At 46.4% G+C, this 16,394-nt stretch carries 13 protein-coding genes and 1 pseudogene; 10 read left to right on the top strand and 4 right to left on the bottom strand.

Going from position 1 to position 16,394, the window contains the following annotated elements; all coding sequences use genetic code 11:
- A pseudogene (locus QT992_RS11415) lies at positions 1–624 on the bottom strand (photosystem II D2 protein (photosystem q(a) protein)); the annotation flags it as partial.
- 86 nt (positions 625–710) lie between these two features.
- Positions 711–941: a hypothetical protein gene (locus tag QT992_RS11420; protein ID WP_333340085.1), complete on the bottom strand. Its 231-nt coding sequence runs from the start codon at positions 939–941 to the stop codon at positions 711–713.
- A gap of 537 nt (positions 942–1,478) precedes the next feature.
- On the opposite strand from QT992_RS11420, the gene QT992_RS11425 reads away from it, so the two are divergent.
- From QT992_RS11425 to mutL, 6 genes are all read left to right on the top strand, one after another.
- Positions 1,479–2,795: a transposase gene (locus QT992_RS11425; protein WP_333340088.1), complete on the top strand. Its 1,317-nt coding sequence runs from the start codon at positions 1,479–1,481 to the stop codon at positions 2,793–2,795.
- Positions 2,796–2,926: 131 nt separating this feature from the next.
- Entirely contained in the window at positions 2,927–3,493 is a 567-nt protein-coding gene (locus tag QT992_RS11430) for a photosystem I assembly protein Ycf4 (protein ID WP_333320544.1), read from the top strand.
- 316 nt (positions 3,494–3,809) lie between these two features.
- Positions 3,810–4,601: a peptidylprolyl isomerase gene (locus QT992_RS11435; protein ID WP_445251168.1), complete on the top strand. Its 792-nt coding sequence runs from the start codon at positions 3,810–3,812 to the stop codon at positions 4,599–4,601.
- Between the two features lie 216 nt (positions 4,602–4,817).
- On the top strand, positions 4,818–5,990 hold the full coding sequence (locus tag QT992_RS11440) for a beta-ketoacyl-ACP synthase (protein ID WP_333340091.1): 1,173 nt from the start codon (positions 4,818–4,820) through the stop codon (positions 5,988–5,990).
- 568 nt (positions 5,991–6,558) lie between these two features.
- A complete protein-coding gene (locus tag QT992_RS11445) occupies positions 6,559–7,668 on the top strand; it encodes an ATP-binding protein (RefSeq protein ID WP_333320549.1) in 1,110 nt (369 codons plus the stop codon).
- A gap of 182 nt (positions 7,669–7,850) precedes the next feature.
- The gene (mutL, locus tag QT992_RS11450) at positions 7,851–9,728 is read left to right on the top strand and encodes a DNA mismatch repair endonuclease MutL (protein ID WP_333377002.1); all 1,878 of its coding nucleotides are present in this window, start codon (positions 7,851–7,853) and stop codon (positions 9,726–9,728) included.
- A gap of 273 nt (positions 9,729–10,001) precedes the next feature.
- Here mutL and QT992_RS11455 read toward each other — a convergent pair whose 3' ends face one another.
- Positions 10,002–10,262 carry a hypothetical protein gene (locus tag QT992_RS11455; protein ID WP_333377004.1) on the bottom strand — a complete coding sequence of 87 codons (261 nt, stop codon included), beginning with the start codon at positions 10,260–10,262 and terminating at the stop codon, positions 10,002–10,004.
- Positions 10,263–10,316: 54 nt separating this feature from the next.
- Here QT992_RS11455 and QT992_RS11460 point away from each other — a divergent pair, with 54 nt between their 5' ends.
- Entirely contained in the window at positions 10,317–11,141 is an 825-nt protein-coding gene (locus QT992_RS11460) for a transglutaminase family protein (RefSeq protein WP_333340097.1), read from the top strand.
- A 596-nt stretch (positions 11,142–11,737) separates the two neighbouring features.
- Positions 11,738–12,424, top strand: coding sequence for an alpha/beta hydrolase (locus tag QT992_RS11465; RefSeq protein ID WP_333340102.1), 687 nt, complete (start codon positions 11,738–11,740; stop codon positions 12,422–12,424).
- 167 nt (positions 12,425–12,591) lie between these two features.
- Here QT992_RS11465 and QT992_RS11470 read toward each other — a convergent pair whose 3' ends face one another.
- Positions 12,592–13,056: an SRPBCC family protein gene (locus QT992_RS11470; protein ID WP_333340105.1), complete on the bottom strand. Its 465-nt coding sequence runs from the start codon at positions 13,054–13,056 to the stop codon at positions 12,592–12,594.
- A 147-nt stretch (positions 13,057–13,203) separates the two neighbouring features.
- On the opposite strand from QT992_RS11470, the gene QT992_RS11475 reads away from it, so the two are divergent.
- Entirely contained in the window at positions 13,204–14,403 is a 1,200-nt protein-coding gene (locus QT992_RS11475; RefSeq protein WP_333340108.1) for a transposase, read from the top strand.
- A gap of 101 nt (positions 14,404–14,504) precedes the next feature.
- Positions 14,505–16,181, top strand: coding sequence for a mechanosensitive ion channel (locus QT992_RS11480; protein ID WP_333340110.1), 1,677 nt, complete (start codon positions 14,505–14,507; stop codon positions 16,179–16,181).
- Positions 16,182–16,394: the final 213 nt, after the last annotated feature.

Below are 16,394 nucleotides of genomic sequence, written 5' to 3' on the forward strand. Positions count from 1 at the left end.
CGCACCGCCCAAGATGCCTGCAACGCCCATCATGTGGAAGGGGTTGAGCGTCCAGTTGTGGAAGCCTTGCAGGAATAACAAAAAGCGGAAAATTGCTGCGACGCCGAAACTGGGGGCGAAGAACCAGCCTGATTGACCCAATGGGTAAAGCAGGAACACCGAAACAAACACGGCGATGGGGCCGGTGAATGCTAGGGCGTTGTAGGGACGGATGCCGACTAAACGGGCGATTTCAATCTGACGCAGGCAAAAGCCGATCAGTGCGAAGGCGCCGTGGAGGGCTACGAATGTCCACAGCCCACCGAGTTGGAACCAGCGGGTGAAGTCCCACTGTGCTTCGGGGCCCCACAGGAACAGCAGGGAGTGTCCGAGGCTGTTGGCTGGGGTGGAGACTGCTACGGTGAGGAAGTTGGCTCCTTCGAGGTAGGAGCTTGCCAAACCGTGGGTGTACCAGGATGTGACGAAGGTGGTGCCTGTTAACCAGCCACCGATGGCTAGGTAGGCGCAGGGGAATAGCAGGATGCCAGACCAGCCTACGAAGACGAAGCGATCGCGTTTGAGCCAGTCGTCGAGTACATCAAAGATGCCTCTTTCGTTCTGGGCGCGTCCGACTGCGATTGTCATTGGGGTAAAATCCTTTTGCTTGTTAAAAGACCAAGGTTTCTAATTAAAGTTAACATAACTATATATTAGAAGTTCATAAATTTCAACTAGAACAGCAGGGTTCCCCCACTAGAGGCGTACTCGATGAAAGCGTGGTTGAGAGGAAGGCCATCTGGGTTGACGATGCTCAGCAACAATCCAACTGACCCTTCGTCGCCAAGCGGCGAGGTGGCGGTGGTTGAGGAGCAAAACTTAAGTGCCCAATAGTTTCCCAAACTTATCCACAGTTGATCGCTGAGAGAAAGTTCTATGTGGAAAGTGGCAGAGTTCGCACGCATTAGTAGGAGTCCTCATGTTCTACGTTACGACGCCCAGAAAGTGAAGGCAAGTTAATTCCTGACAGAACACTCTTGAACCAGCGCATTTACTCAGAAAGTCAGTTTACAAAAATTCGTCATACTTAACTTGACTGATTAAAATTTTGGGCAGTATGATTACACCAATGCCTACAAAAGGCTTAATTATCTGGTTTGTAAACCGAGCGTGCAAGTCAAAACTGACCAGCCTGTCACAAGGTCGAACGGGAGCCCGCGTTTCGTTAAATTGGTTGAAAATAGTGGATGACTCATGGCTAAAAGCTTCAACCAAAATTAATTCAATTAGGGCGTTGCTCCACCCGAATTAACGCCTGTGGACAAGTTGCGAGCCGGCTCCCTTGGGTGAAGCAGGAAACAGACCCTTCAGGAGTCATTCTGATTGAATGGTGAGGCTTAAATAAGTTTAGCCAAGTTTTGTGTAGCAGACGAACAAACACTCTGCGCTTGCACTCAAATCCTTCACAGGGTAAGATTATCCTCTTATCTGTTGAAGAAGTTGTGAGCCAAGTAATTACCGCCAAACTCAAATTAAACCTGACTGCCGAGCAAAAAATCTCGGTAGCTCAGGTTTCTTTGGCCTATCGGGATGCGCTGAACTACGCATCCCAAGTGGCATTTGATAACGGTAAATCGGGCAACGGAGCTAAACTACAAAAGTTGGTCTACTCGGAGCTACGGGCATTATTTGGGCTTGGTTCCCAGATGGCGTGTAACGTGCCAAGACAAGTTGCTGCGACTTTTAAGACGCTGTGGACTAAAGCCAAGCAGAATAGCGAGGCGCTTAAAGCTGGGTATACCAAGCGGCGGTACAAGGGACTCGATCGAGCTCCCAAATACACCTCGCGGACTTGTACGCTTAATTACCAGCGCGACTACTCCTTTAAAAAGGATCGACGGGTCAGTATTAACACCCTGGGTGGTCGAATTGTTGTTCCGTTTGATGGCTACAACAAGCACATCGATCTGATGCGAGCGTCCAAGAAGATCGGTGCTGCTAAAATTGTCTACCAGAAATCCTCGAAGACTTACTATCTAATGGTGAGCTTGGAGGTGGAAACGCCTACTCTCGACCCACTGAACATCACTAGAATTTCTGGTATAGATGTGGGAATGAGATACCTCGCAGTCGAAACAGACTTAGCTAATAAGTCGAGTTTCTATTCGGGCAAGGCGGCTAGACATCGAGCCAACCGTTATCAAAAAGCCAGACAATCTCTACAGCGAAAAGACACCCGTTCGGCGAAGCGAAGATTAATCGCTTTGTCGGGACGGGAGAGACGGTTTATCGCTGATGTGAACCACCAGATTGCGAGTAAAATCGCCAAGCCTAACAGCCTGATTGGACTAGAAGATCTGACCGGAATACGCGATCGAACTAAATCTAAATCGGGCAAACGGGCAAGCAAGAAACAACGGAAAGCTAACAGGAACGTGGCTCAATGGTCGTTTGCCGAATTGCATGGCTATATCGATTACAAGGCTGTGCTGGTTGGCTCGTTAGCTACTAAAGTTCCAGCACATTACACCTCGCAAAGTTGCCCTAAATGTGGGCATACCTCAAAGGCTAATCGACCGAACAAGGGGCTGATTTTCCGCTGTGAATGCTGTGGGCATCAACTTCATGCAGATCTGGTTGGGGCGCGAAATATCGCACTTAGAACGTTGCTCGTCCGGCAAGCCTGGATGAGTACCGGGGTCTTGTCAGCACTCCCTCATGTATCGAGCCGTGAAGCCAAAGCTGAAATCCTTTCGAGGTTTTCGGAATTGAGGTGGAGTTCAGATACAAGCCCCCATCTCCGGCGGTACTCCGCTTGATGGCGGGTAGTTGACCATAATTAGCAGGAGTTGATACACAATCCCGATCGGTCGATCGCGATCGCCTCAGCGAAGCGTCACGCTCGGTGGACTAATTGAATTAAAATTTGGCTTTAAGGCTGTTTAGTTTTATGACTGCAAAAACAACGACCTCGACCGATCCTGTCCTGCGCTACCAGGTTGTGGGCTCCCGCCGCTTCAGCAATTTCTGGTGGGGGACGATTGTCAGCATTGGAGGGACTGGTTTCCTGCTGTCGGGCCTTTCCAGCTACTTGCACGTGAACCTGCTGCCTTTTGCTGACCCGACTCAGCTTGTTTTCATCCCCCAAGGCATTGCGATGAGTTTCTACGGTGTCTGCGGCGTGCTGTTGGCCCTCTACCTGTGGCTGACTATTCTCTGGGATGTCGGTGGCGGTTACAACGAGTTCGATCGACAAACTGGTAACATTCGGATCTTTCGCTGGGGTTTTCCCGGCAAAAACCGCAAAGTTGATTTTAATTGCAAGACATCGGAGGTGCAATCTGTGCGGGTGGACATTAAAGAAGGTCTCAATCCCCGCCGCAGTATTTATCTTAAGCTCAAAGACCGCCGTCAGTTTCCCTTGACTAGAGTCGGACAGCCGATTGCTTTGTCTGAAGTGGAAAATCAAGCGGCCGAATTGGCTCGATTTTTGCAAGTTCCCCTAGAAGGACTTTAGGGATTTTCGATTTGCGATTTGATATCTGAGATTGGTAATGTCTCGTAGGGTGCGCCTGGCCGCGCACCTTACCTACCTGGTAAGTGAAAAAGATCGATCGGCGAGTAAGCCCGTTACCAATTTTTGAATCTATCAATTAACAATACTTCCGACAGTTTTTGATTGCCAACCGTAGAATAAGGTTTTCAAGGATCTGCGGCAAGTTCGCTATCCAAGGAAAATCGCTGGTTTTAGACTACGAACTAAAAACAGTTCGGACTATTGAATTAAAATCTTTAGTTGCCAAGTCCGTAATTGACTCAAAGTGAAAATACAAATGCAAATGCAAATCAAAATTCAGCGGTGGTTGTTCTCACTTTTAATAATTGGCGCGTTGTTTGTCGGAGGATGCAGTAGTTCTCCTGTGGCAAACTCGACTCCGACATCGAATCCGGCGTCGGGTGAAAATATTTCTTTGTCTCAGTCTCCGTCTCCTTCTCCTGCTGCTGTAGCGGCGAGTTCGCAATTTAGCAATTTGCCACGATTGGAAGGAAAAGCAACGGTGGTGATGACGGTTAAAGGTTCTCCAATTACGATCGAACTCGACGGCACAAATGCCCCAATTACTGCGGGCAATTTTGTCGATTTGGTTCAGAAAGGTGTCTACGACGGGCTGGTATTTCACAGAGTCGTGCGGGAACCTCAGCCTTTTGTAGTTCAAGGCGGCGACCCCCAGGGTAAAGACCCAAAATTCCCTACAGCGCGACTGGGAACTGGTGGTTTTATTGACCCGAAAACTACTGTAGAACGCAGGATTCCTCTGGAAATTAAAGCTAAAGGTGCTGCCAATCCGACTTACAGCGCGACGCTACAAGAAGCTGGGGTTAAGGAGAAACCCGTGTTGGTGCACAGTCGCGGGGCTGTTGCTATGGCTCGATCGCAGAGTCCTGATTCGGCTTCTTCTCAGTTTTACTTTACTTTGACCGATGTGCCGTTTTTGGACGGTAGCTATGCGGTTTTTGGGTACGTCAAGCAAGGCATGGATGTGATTGATAAGATTCAAGCGGGCGATCGCATTGAGAAGGCTACTGTTACTCAGGGTTTGGAAAATTTTAAGCCGGCTAGCTGAAGGTAGTCAACCAATTTTGGATTGGGGATTTTAGATTTGGGATTTTAGATTTTAGATTATCCCCGCGGGATCGATCCGATGGCTTGTAAATTCGGGATTTGAGATCAGGGAATTGGATTTTAGATTTTAGATTATCCCTTTTTAATCCAAAATCTAAAATCCTCGGCCCTGATTCTTCTTTTAATCCAAAATCTAAAATCTAAAATCGGCTTAGCTATGGATGTTGTTGTTACTGGAATTGGTCTTGTTTCGGCTTTAGGGACTCTGGAAACAAGCTGGAAAAGACTGCTGTCTGGAGAATCGGGAATCGCTCGGCATCAACCTTTTTTAGAACTTGAACGGCGACCTTTGGCTTTAATTGGCAAAAAACCTGCCTATTTAATAACTTTAATTCGGCAGGTTTTAGCAGATGCTTTGCAAGATGCTAATTTGACTTTGCCTTTGCCTGATTGCGGAATTGCGATCGGTTCTAGCCGAGGTTTTCAGGCAAATTTGGAACTGTTGGCGAGGGAAGGAAGAGGGAAGAGGGAAGAGGGAAGAGAATTCCCAATTCCCAATACCCAATTCCCAATTCCCAATTCTCAATTTGTGAATTTTTTGCCTCACATGGGGGCGATCGCAGCGGCGAGGGCAATTGGCTCAATGGGGCCGGTGCTGGCGCCGATGGCTGCTTGTGCGACGGGCCTACAGTCGATCGCCCGTGCTGTTGATTTAATCCGCACTGGTGAGTGTCAGCGGGCGATCGCAGGTGCTGTGGAAGCGCCTATCACACCGCTTACTCTGGCTGGATTTAGCCGGATGGGTGCTTTGGCAAACAATGGGTGCTATCCCTTTGATGAAAATCGGGAAGGCTTTGTGCTCGGTGAAGGCGGGGCTTTATTTGTATTAGAATCGGCCGAGTTGGCAAGCCGCCGTGGTGCTAAAATTTACGGTCGAGTTTCCGGTTTTGGCTTGACAAATGATGCGTGTCATGCTAATGCGCCGGAGCAGGGGGGGAAAAGTGCGATCGCGGCGGTAAATCAATGTTTGAAACGCAGCAATTTAGCGGCGATTGATATAGATTTTATTCATGCTCACGGTACTGCAACTGAGTTAAATGACCGACACGAAGCACTGTTAATTGAGAAGTTATTTCACCCAGGAGTTGCTGTTAGTTCGACTAAGGGGGCGACGGGTCATACTTTGGCAGCTTCGGGAGCTTTGGGCGTGGCTTTTTGTTTGATGAGTATTAAATATGAGATGTTGCCGCCTTGCGCGGGAATGAAAAAACCGGGGTTTGAATTAGACTTTGTTCGCTGTGCGCGATCGGCTATTGTCAGAAATGCGGTTTGTTTAAGTTTTGGCTTTGGCGGGCAGAATGCTGCGATCGTTTTATCGGGCGATCGTTAATTTTTGTAAACTCGGTCGATCGGCATTTAAATTACACGATCTCTCTACAGTTAAAATCTTCTGAGGTGGCCGGAGAACCCCCCCACATCCAATTTAAATCTCAAAAATAGTACAATACTTATGTATTTTAGTCAATTAACTGAGAATTTTGGTGAGATTGCTGGTGCTGCTATGCTAGTCTGGCTCTCCATCCCGACGCTAATCCTTGCGTCAAAGCCTCGGAGGCTAGAAAAGAGAGCCAGATTAAAGCAGTATTGTATTTTAGTGAACACACCTGACGGTCAACTGAGTACAGTTAGACCGCAGGCTTCTTTTTCCTTTTTTTTCTCAGGCTTTTTATAGTGAGGTAGTTCCACCCCCACTTGCTAATATAGTATCAGAGTATTTCCCGATCGTATTGGGGTATAAAAGAAATAATTGTCGGTTTCCGTACCTACACCCGACGCTTCTTTCCATCACGCGGGCGTAATTTATTCGGGGTACTTCGCGCAGCGCTCTGATTAATCCCCTCTAAATATACCGAGGGACTTCCCGGCTGGTAGTTAAATTAAGTCTCAGGTATTTTCACATGGATCTGGCCTCTCATCGATTTATGTCTTATTTTGAACCAGAGCAAGCTGCTCACCTTTGCCAAATAGCTGTTTTGGAGAGTTTTGCTGAGGAAACGCTGGTTTTTGAAGAAGGAGAAACAGCGGATTTTTTATATCTAGTTTTAGAAGGTAAAGTCGAGTTTAGCAAGCGGATTGAAAATCATAAATATCAAACTGTTGCTGTCGCTAACCCAGACGATTATTTTGGCGAACTCGGAGTTTTAGACGGAGAGCCTCGCAGTGCTAGAGCTGTGGCAGTTACCGGCTCGACTTTGGCCAAAATAGACCGTGAAAAACTAATAACAACTCTCCACTTTGCTAAAGGCAGTTCGGTACTGCAAATGTTTAGTTTCATTACTAAAAATTTACGGGATACCACGGATCAATATGTTAGCCAGTTGGTACACAAACAAAAAATGGTATTGGTAGGAGAAATGGTGAGTACAATTATTCACGATTTCAAAAGTCCTTTTACCGGAATTAAACTCTCCAGTGAAGTGCTCAAAGAAATGCACCCGGATGAGGAAACTCAGGAGTGGTGCGAACTTATTCAATTGCAGGTTCAGCGAATGTTGGGGATGGCTGAAGAAGTGTTAGAATTTTCGCGGGGCAATTCTGTATTAAATAAAAAACCAGTTAATCTAATTCAGACGTTGCAGCAGTTTCAAAAGTTGAACCGAGTTTATTTTGAAGCAGCAAAAGTAGATTTGGTAGTACGGGTGACAGAAGTGATAGTGGAAGCGGATGAAAATAAGATTTTGCGCGTTTTACAAAATTTAGTTGGGAATGCTGTTGAGGCTTTTGGGGGACGAGGGGGGCGGGTGGAGATTGCTGCGTCGCAAAGTGAGGAGTGGGCAGAAATTAGCATTTACGATAACGGCCCGGGCATTCCGCAGGCAATTAAGGAAAAGTTATTTGAACCGTTTGTGACTTATGGTAAACGGACTGGTACAGGGTTGGGAACGGCAATTGTTAAGTCGATGGTTGAGGCTCACAAAGGGCAAATCACTTATGAGTCCGAGGACGGAAAAGGGACAACTTTTTACATCCGCTTGCCGAAAACCCAGGCTTTAGCAGATCAAATTTAAGTAGGTTGGAAGATATATACTTAGGACTTTCTCACTAAGCCTCAGAGACTTGGTTGATAAGTAGATATCTTGTTATCAAACAATATTTTTCTAATAAACCGGGTTTAAGAGCCTAAGTCCTAATACTGTGTAGCGACTTGCAGAATAAAGTAGAATTGAATTAACGAAATGCTAAAAATCTGATGCCAGTTACTATTCAAACCTTACCCACAGAAGTTATCAATTTAATTGCCGCCGGCGAAGTGATTGACTCGATCGCCGCAGCGGTACGAGAATTAGTTGAAAATTCTCTGGATGCTGGCGCAACTCGCATCGTTGTTTCTGTCTGGCCCGAACAGTGGCGGGTGCAAGTTGCAGATAATGGTACGGGAATGGATCTGGAAAATTTGCGGCAGGCGGCTTCGCCTCACAGTACGAGCAAAATTACCACGGAAGCAGACCTTTACAAAATTGATACTTTGGGATTTCGTGGGGAAGCTTTGCACAGTTTAGCTCAGTTGGGCTGTTTGGAGGTTTTGAGCCGATCGAATGATTTGGGATTGGGGGATTTTTCGGAAAATCCAGAGTCGGCGTCAAACCCCGCCAAATCATCCTTTAACAAGGGGGGAATGGAAAATGCTCGATCGGGCTGGCGGGTGGTTTACAATAACGCAGGCGTTGCTGTGGAGCTGGAAACAGCGGCGATCGCTCCTGGTACGGTGGTGACTGTTGATAATTTGTTTGGCAATTGGCCTGTGCGCCGCAGTTTTTTGTCGCCGGCACAGCAAATGCGATCGATCCAATTAACCCTTCAGCAAATTGCTATTTGTCACCCGCACGTTAATTGGCAGTTGCGTCAAGGAACTACGCCTTGTTTGCACGTAACTCCTGGTAGCACAGCAGAACAACTTTTACCTCAATTCGTGCGCGGTGTGCGATCGAGCGATTTGCAGTATTTAAAGTTAGATTTGCCGGCGAGTCCTCAAAATCAGAAAGCAGCAAATTTCTTGGTAGAAACTCAACTTGTGGGCGCTAGAGTTAAACACAATTACCAATTCCCAGTTGCGACTTCCAAATTCCAAATGCCCAATTCCCAGTTTTTGGAATTAGTAATTGGTTTGCCCGATCGCTGTCACCGCAGGCGGCCGGATTGGGTGAAAGTTGGGGTAAATCGGCGTGTTGTGCGATCGCCCGAATTAGAGCAAACTATTCTCAGCGCCTTTGCGCGCACTTGTCCGCGCGATCGCTATCCGGTGTGTTTTGTCCACCTGCAAATCTCCCCTTCGGAAATCGACTGGAACCGCCACCCGGCTAAGGTGGAAATTTATCTGCACGATCCGAGTTTTTGGCAAGCACAAGTTAGCGCGGCAATTGCTCGTGCTTTGCACCTGAACGATGAAGTTTTGCCTGCTGCCCCAATTCCCGATCGAGTGGGAAAATTGCTGAAGGCATCGGAACAAAAAAGTGCTTACAGTGTCGGGATTTCGGCTAGGCAGAATGATGAAGGCGGCGAACAGGAAAAAGCTAATAAAATAGGATTGATGGAATTGAGGGCGATCGCTCAAGTTCACAATACTTACATTGTTGCCGAACATTCCAGCGGAATGTGGTTAGTGGAACAACACATCGCTCACGAGCGCGTTTTATACGAGCAATTGTGCGCGGCTTGGCAGCTAAAATGTCTAGAAAAACCAGTAATTCTCAGTCAATTATCTGCACTGCAAATTGAGAATTTATCCCGCTTGGGTTTGGAAGTAGAAACATTTGGGGAACAGCTATGGGCTGCCCGCGAAGTTCCTGAATTGTTAGCCGATCGAGATGACTGTGCGGATGCGCTTTTTGAACTCAGTAAAGTCGCAGATTTACAAGCGGCTCAAGTTGCGACTGCTTGCCGTAGTGCTATGCGAAACGGTACTCCTTTGAGTCTTTCCCAAATGCAAAATTTGTTGGATGAATGGCAGCAAACTCGTAATCCGCGCACTTGTCCTCACGGCCGCCCTATCTATTTTGCTTTGGAAGAATCGACTCTGGCTCGGATTTTTCGCCGCAGTTGGGTGATTGGTAAAAGTCACGGGATTTGAAAGTTGATTTGATATCCGAGGGCGTTCACCTCAATCTGGCTCGCTCGAAAAAAATATCGTGAAGCTTTATTAAAAATAGGAGCTGATTTAGAGGAAAAAACTTATATAGCAATCCTAAATCATTTGTAAAAATATGTAGGGGTAGTGCTACCCCTACTCCCCGTGCCTACCCCAGTCAAGGCGGGGCAACCGGGCGTGGGTTTGCCCCTACAAGAATTACACGAATCATTTAGGATTGCTATAATATATTAAAATTTAAATAATGCACTGTTTTTAATATCTTTTGGGCAACAGGCAAGATGCCTGTTCCACAAGAAAAAATGCCTGTCTTACCCGAAAAAATTTAATTATACTACAAAAAGCTGCAACAGACAAGATGCCTGTTCCCCAAGAAAAAGTACCTGTTTTATCATAAGAAAGGTTAATTATACTACAAAAAATGCCGATTGACCCGAATAATTTTTGTTGTGGAACAGGCATCTTGCCTGTTCGTTGTGGAACAGGCAAGATGCCTGTTCGTTGTGGAACAGGCATCTTGCCTGTTCATGATATTAGTCCAATAAGTAAATTAAAAATAAATCAATAAATATGGATTTTCCGATCGCCCGACAACTCTTTTATCGAGAAATAAATCAGCCTGATGGCTCGATCGACCTGGCGAAAGCTGCCCTTTACATGGCTTTGGAAGAATACCCAAATTTAGAGCCACAGGAGTATCTAAATGCTCTCGACACGATCGCCGATGAAGTGCGAGATCGCCTGCCAGCACAGAATTATCCGCTGCGGATTATTCAAACTATTAACGGCTATTTATACGGGGAGTTGCAGTTTGCGGGCAATGATGTTGATTATTACGACCCCCGCAATAGCTTTTTGAATGAAGTTATCGATCGGCGTACTGGCATTCCCATCTCTTTATCTTTGGTTTATTTGGAGGTTGCTAAGCGCATTGATTTTCCGATGGTGGGTATTGGGATGCCAGGACATTTTTTAATTAGACCGGATTTTGAAGATGCTGGCATTTTTGTTGATGCGTTTAACGGCGGCGAGATATTATTTCCTGAAGATTGTCAAGCCCGACTTTCTCAAATTTACGGTCAACCTATGGAGTTGCAGCCGGCTTTTCTCGCCCCGGTAAGTCGCCGACATTTGTTGGGGCGAATGCTGGGAAATCTGAAGGCGATTTACTTGCAACAGGGAGATGCTGTGAGGGTACTCTTGGCGATAGAACGGATTTTGCTGCTGTTTCCCGATGCGCTGGGTGAACGGCGCGATCGCGGAATTCTCTATTATCAACTGGGACGCTTGGTAGAAGCGCGCCACGATTTGGAATTATACCTGAGAAATGCTCCTAATGCTCCTGATGCTGCTAGAATTCGCCAATTGGTCGATCGGCTCGATCGGGATATTTAAATTTGGTATCGATCGCACACTATAGCCATCCTAAATCATGTGTGAATTTCTTACTCCCTCCCCTTGATAAGGGGAGGGTTGGGGTGGGGTCAATCGATTTTAGATTTTAGATTTTAGATTTTAGATTTTAGAGGCGACCCCACGGATAAATGCGGGGGCTTGAGGATTTTCGATTTGAGATTTTGGATTGATTCCACAGATAAATCACGTGGCAGGTACCACCTTTGAAATTCGTGGTCAAAAATTTACGACTCCTGCAAGGATTGCTATATAAGAGGTGAAAGCGACACTCAATAAACTGCTGCCCGACGACTCTATTTCGCTTTTATACTTTTTGCCAATGTATCTAAAATTGTCAAACAGCTAATTATAACATATTAATTGTCAATTAATACCTATCTTTTGATAGGTTAAATTTGCTTGACATGACTGTAAAATCATAGGTCATTTACCGAACTTCCGAGTCCACTTTCCCGACTGATACCCGCACTGATACCCGCACTGATACCTGCACTGATACCTGCACTGATACCTGCACTGATACCTGCACAGACGAGCGAGCGAAAAAGTATTTTGACGTAAAGAGGCACAAACTCATGAACTTTCAGTTTCAACAAGGTTATCTCAACGGAATGCAACCGCTGTCAGCCAATTTAACCAAAAGAATGTCAAAGTCTTTATCATTTGGTTTGGCGCTTTTGTTGGGAACAAGTGCAGTATTCCTAAGCAGCGGCAAAGCCTTGGCATTAGATAATGTTACCGTAAAATACGGTGCTCTTGACGTAACATTACCGATGAGCGACTTGCAAAGCTTTGCACAAACCGGCAAAGCATCATCTCAACTGCAAAGCGTTCTGAGTCTTGCGAAACAAACTCCCGAGTCGGTGCGCCAAATATTAACGCAAGAAGTCCCTTTAGATTCCCAATTAGTAGCGGGGCTGGCAAATACTTATTTTGGGGAAATTGTTTTCAAACAATTGGGCGAGGTTGCTTATACGCCGGCCACTCGTCTTCAAAGCGCGCCCGCACTGCGCGATGCTTTAGTCGCAGCTTCCAAAGATGGCAAAATATCGCTGATTGAAGTGATGCAAAATTACAGCCCTGCTACCTTAGAAGTTGACGGGAATCAAGCTATGGCTATTTACCAACGAGTGATTAAAGACTTGCAAAATTTGCAAGCTATGTATCAGAATTCCCAGGCTTTGCAAAATACGGCCGGCCAAGCGGTGAATTCGGCGAGACAAATGATTTGTCAGCCCAGTCCATCGGGAAGCGCGAAGTAAATAACTGAAGTTGGAGGGAATGGGGAATGGGGAATTGGGAATGGGGAATTGGGAATTGGTGCTTTTTTTCCTATTAGCTCTAGCTTTCAGCTATTACCAATTACTCATGACCAATTACCAATTATTCGGCTACGCGAGGGTAAAAGTTTCCCATTACCCATTATCCCTTACCCCTTACCCATTTTTTGAGATAGTTGCTCGGCTACCCGCTTGAGTCGGCGGAGTTGGTCTTTCATATCTTTTTCCGTCCAAGGGGCGGCAAAGCGATTGAAACCAAATCTAATTAAACGATTGGGAATTTGAAATTCAAAGCGGTTAATCAAGAGAGTTCCTTGGATTTGCGGCTGGCATTCCCAACGATCGCATCCTTTGAAAAATCCGTCAAACCCCCAAACAATTAAACCTGGTTGTCGCTCCAACACAACACTCTCTAAAGAGGGTTGCAAAACGGGAATTTTTATGATAAATAAGCTGCGACTTCCTACAGCCGTATCCCATTCGCCCTGGGGTTCGCAGCGTAGCAGGGGATTGAGCCACTTGTGCATTAAAGTGCGATCGACTATACAGCGCTCCACCAGAGTAGCAGCAGCCTGAATTTCAATGGATTGCTCGAAAACTTGACGAATTGACATGAGAACCTGCAACAAGGAGGGTATTACAAAACTTTGCTTACTTTATAGTCCTTTATTTACTTGTAACGTCAATTTTTCCAGAAATTAAAAGATTGACACACTCATAAAGACAGTGTATCATCTTGAATTAAAGTATATATACCGATTATGGAGTTAGTCGAAAGGCACATCATTAAACCAAATCATAGGTTTTATCGAGAAGCCGATCGACTGTCTTGGCTGTGCAAAAATCTTTACAAGAGCGCTAACTACATCTACCGTCAAAACTTTTTCGCCAGCCAACAAACAAACGCTCTGGCTGTCGATCGCACCCTCAAAACAAGTCCTGATTACAAAGCACTGCCCGCAAAGGTAGCACAAAGCACGATCGGCTTAGCGATCAAAGCATGGACTAGCTACTATCTGGCGGTGCGAAACTATCAGGAAGACCCAACTAAATTTAAAACCGCCCCGAAAATCCCTCATTACAAAGGTTCAAAAGAGCGAAAAAGAGGGGACGGGCCCTATGTAGTTGTATTTAATTGTCAAGCTGTCAGCAAAAAAGCCTTAAAAAAAGGATATGCTCGTCCATCGGGGACTAATATTTGGTTGCCATCAAAAGTCACCTCGATTCTGGAAATCCGGATTGTTCCCAAAGTAGGTTGTTATGTTGTCGAGGTGCTCTATGAAAAGTTAGAACAGCCTTTACAAGTTAATCAGAGAGTAGCTGCCATAGATTTAGGATTAAACAATCTGGCAACATTAACCTACAATGTTCCTGGGTTAGTACCGACAATCTTCGATGGACGGGCTGTTAAGTCAACCAACCAATACTGCAATCAAGTTTCATCGGCCTTGAAATCATTGCTGCCCGCAGCGCAAAAAAACAGTAAAAAACTTGCCCCATTGTGGCACAAGCCTAACTGTAAAGTGGATTACTACCTCCACACGACGAGTTCCGCAATTATTAAAGCACTCGTTAATCATCAAATTGGCTTGCTAGCGATAGGCTGGAACCATGATTTTCAAGATGGGATTAATACTGGTAAGGTTAATAATCAAAATTTTGCCTGTATTCCCCATCGCCGATTCGTGCAAATGTTGGACTACAAAGGACAAATGGCGGGAATTAAAGTTGGGTTAGTAGAGGAGAGTTACACATCCAAATGTTCAGCTTGGGATTTGGAACCAATTCAACAACATTCCGACTACATTGGAAGTAGGGTAAAACGAGGATTGTTCAGAACCCAAACTGGACGCTTCATAAATGCCGATGTCAACGGTTCTTTGAATATTGGCCCAAAAGCAGTCGGAGATGGGTTGATCCCAAATTCGCTAGAGGGTTTTGTAGTTAACCCAGTACATTAAAAGTGTACAAACATTAAATTTAGGCGATGTCTAGATTTTTTGGAACTATTATTAAAGTTTCGTCTTCTCCTTGTCAAATGTGACGTTAACCTGAGAAAAAAATGAATGAAACTTGGCAAGAAATAACTAGACCCATATCGGGCCCAATAGCGGGTTTGTCCGATCGCCTTTTGGCACAGGCCCAGCCCGCAAATCCGCTGGCACAGGCCGAACGCGGAATTAACAATCTCTTTCAGGGCTCAAACATTGAAAATCTCCTCTGGGCCGTCGGTATCCTGCTAGTTGGCTTGATAGTATCAGCCGTCGTCTCATCTATAGTCGGGGGATTGCTCAAGAAGACAACGATCGACAATCGGCTGGCGGCTTGGATTACCGGCCGCCCGGAAGGAGCTGAAGCCCCGCAAGTGGAAAAATGGATTTCCACAGCGGTGTTCTGGATCATTTTTATCTTTTTCCTAATTGCCTTTTTCGATCGCCTGAATCTAACGGCTGTCTCGCAACCGCTCAATACTTTTCTCAATCAAATTACCGGTTTCTTGCCGAAGTTAGCCGGCGCGCTAATTTGGTTGGGGATTGCTTGGGTGTTGGCGACAGTCGCCAAAATGGCCGTATCGCGCGTGATGCGGACTTTTAGCGTAGACGAGCGCTTGAATCAGGAGGTGGGCGCAGCGCCCACTGAGCGCCCTTTGCTGCTGAGCGATACTGTGGCGAATGCGCTGTACTGGTTCATTTTTCTGCTGTTTTTGCCGCTGATTCTCGACTCACTGGAAATGCAGCAGGCTCTGCTGCCGGTTAATAATTTACTCAACCAAATTCTCGCGGCAATTCCGAAAATTCTGGAAGCTGTGCTGATTGGGTTTGTGGGCTGGCTACTGGCTATGGTGGTGCGGCGGATTGTCACGAATCTGTTGGCTGCTGCTGGGGCGGACGGTTTGGGCGCTCGGTTTGGAATTTCGCGGACTTCTGGCGGACAATCGCTGTCGTGGATTGCCGGGACGATCGTCTATGTTTTGATTTTGATTCCAACGGCGATCGCAGCTCTCAACGCTTTGGAAATTCAAGCGATTTCGCAGCCTGCCGTCGCGATGCTCAACGACATTTTGGGCGCGGTTCCCAAAATCTTCACGGCAGCCCTGATTCTGGCGCTTGCTTACCTTTTGGGGCGCTGGGTAGGCGATTTGGTTACTAATATCCTGACGGGAATTGGCTTTAACAATGTCTTTTCTTGGTTGGGGGTGCAGCCACCGAAACAGTCGCTGAGGCTACCGCCAAGTTCGATCGATCCGGAGGCAACGATTCTTCAGGAACCGGAACTTCCGGCCCGCACGCCTTCTGAGTTGGTCGGCATTGTGGTGCAGGTGGGCATCCTGCTGTTTGCAGTGGTGGCGGCTACCGACGTGCTGCAAATTCCAGCGCTGACGGCGATTGTTAGCGGTATGGTCCTGGTTGCAGGTCGGGTGCTGGCCGGTTTGGTGGTATTTGCGATCGGCTTGTATTTGGCGAATCTGGCGTTTAGTTTGATTGCCAGTTCTGGAACTCGTCAAGCGCGGCTTTTGGGCCAAACGGCTCGGATCGCGATTATTGCCTTTGTTTCGGCCTTGGCGCTGCAACAGATGGGCATTGGCAGCGATATTGTGAATTTGGCTTTCGGGCTGCTGCTTGGGGCGATCGCAGTTGGTATTGCTCTAGCTTTTGGTTTGGGCGGGCGCGAGATTGCGGCCGACCAAATTCGCGAATTGTTAGCGTCGTTTAAACAAGATAAGACGCCACGTTTGTAATTCTATAAAATGGCGTTTGTCAAGTACAAACGCCATTTTTTTTATGATTAATTTCATTGTGAGGGTCGCGAAGCGATCGCAAAGCCTTGGAATTTGAGGATACAGCTATAGACTGTTCGGAAGCAGAGATTGATTCTTGTTTCGGGGCCGATGCCTCTAATGGGGGCTTGCTGAATAAGCGATCGCAACTCAATAACAATAGCGATCGATATA

Source organism: Microcoleus sp. T3_D1 (assembly GCF_036700405.1).
In the GTDB taxonomy this organism is placed as follows: Bacteria; Cyanobacteriota; Cyanobacteriia; order Cyanobacteriales; family Microcoleaceae; genus Microcoleus.

What these genes read in the sequence shown, in the direction of transcription:
- QT992_RS11465 (WP_333340102.1), top strand. Translation starts at nt 11,738, where the DNA reads ATGAACTTTCAGTTTCAACAAGGTTATCTCAACGGAATGCAACCGCTG.
- mutL (WP_333377002.1), top strand. Translation starts at nt 7,851, where the DNA reads ATGCCAGTTACTATTCAAACCTTACCCACAGAAGTTATCAATTTAATT.
- QT992_RS11475 (WP_333340108.1), top strand. Translation starts at nt 13,204, where the DNA reads ATGGAGTTAGTCGAAAGGCACATCATTAAACCAAATCATAGGTTTTAT.
- QT992_RS11430 (WP_333320544.1), top strand. Translation starts at nt 2,927, where the DNA reads ATGACTGCAAAAACAACGACCTCGACCGATCCTGTCCTGCGCTACCAG.
- QT992_RS11445 (WP_333320549.1), top strand. Translation starts at nt 6,559, where the DNA reads ATGGATCTGGCCTCTCATCGATTTATGTCTTATTTTGAACCAGAGCAA.
- QT992_RS11440 (WP_333340091.1), top strand. Translation starts at nt 4,818, where the DNA reads ATGGATGTTGTTGTTACTGGAATTGGTCTTGTTTCGGCTTTAGGGACT.
- QT992_RS11420 (WP_333340085.1), bottom strand. Translation starts at nt 941, where the DNA reads ATGCGTGCGAACTCTGCCACTTTCCACATAGAACTTTCTCTCAGCGAT.
- QT992_RS11455 (WP_333377004.1), bottom strand. Translation starts at nt 10,262, where the DNA reads ATGCCTGTTCCACAACGAACAGGCATCTTGCCTGTTCCACAACGAACA.
- QT992_RS11470 (WP_333340105.1), bottom strand. Translation starts at nt 13,056, where the DNA reads ATGTCAATTCGTCAAGTTTTCGAGCAATCCATTGAAATTCAGGCTGCT.
- QT992_RS11460 (WP_333340097.1), top strand. Translation starts at nt 10,317, where the DNA reads ATGGATTTTCCGATCGCCCGACAACTCTTTTATCGAGAAATAAATCAG.
- QT992_RS11435 (WP_445251168.1), top strand. Translation starts at nt 3,810, where the DNA reads ATGCAAATGCAAATCAAAATTCAGCGGTGGTTGTTCTCACTTTTAATA.
- QT992_RS11480 (WP_333340110.1), top strand. Translation starts at nt 14,505, where the DNA reads ATGAATGAAACTTGGCAAGAAATAACTAGACCCATATCGGGCCCAATA.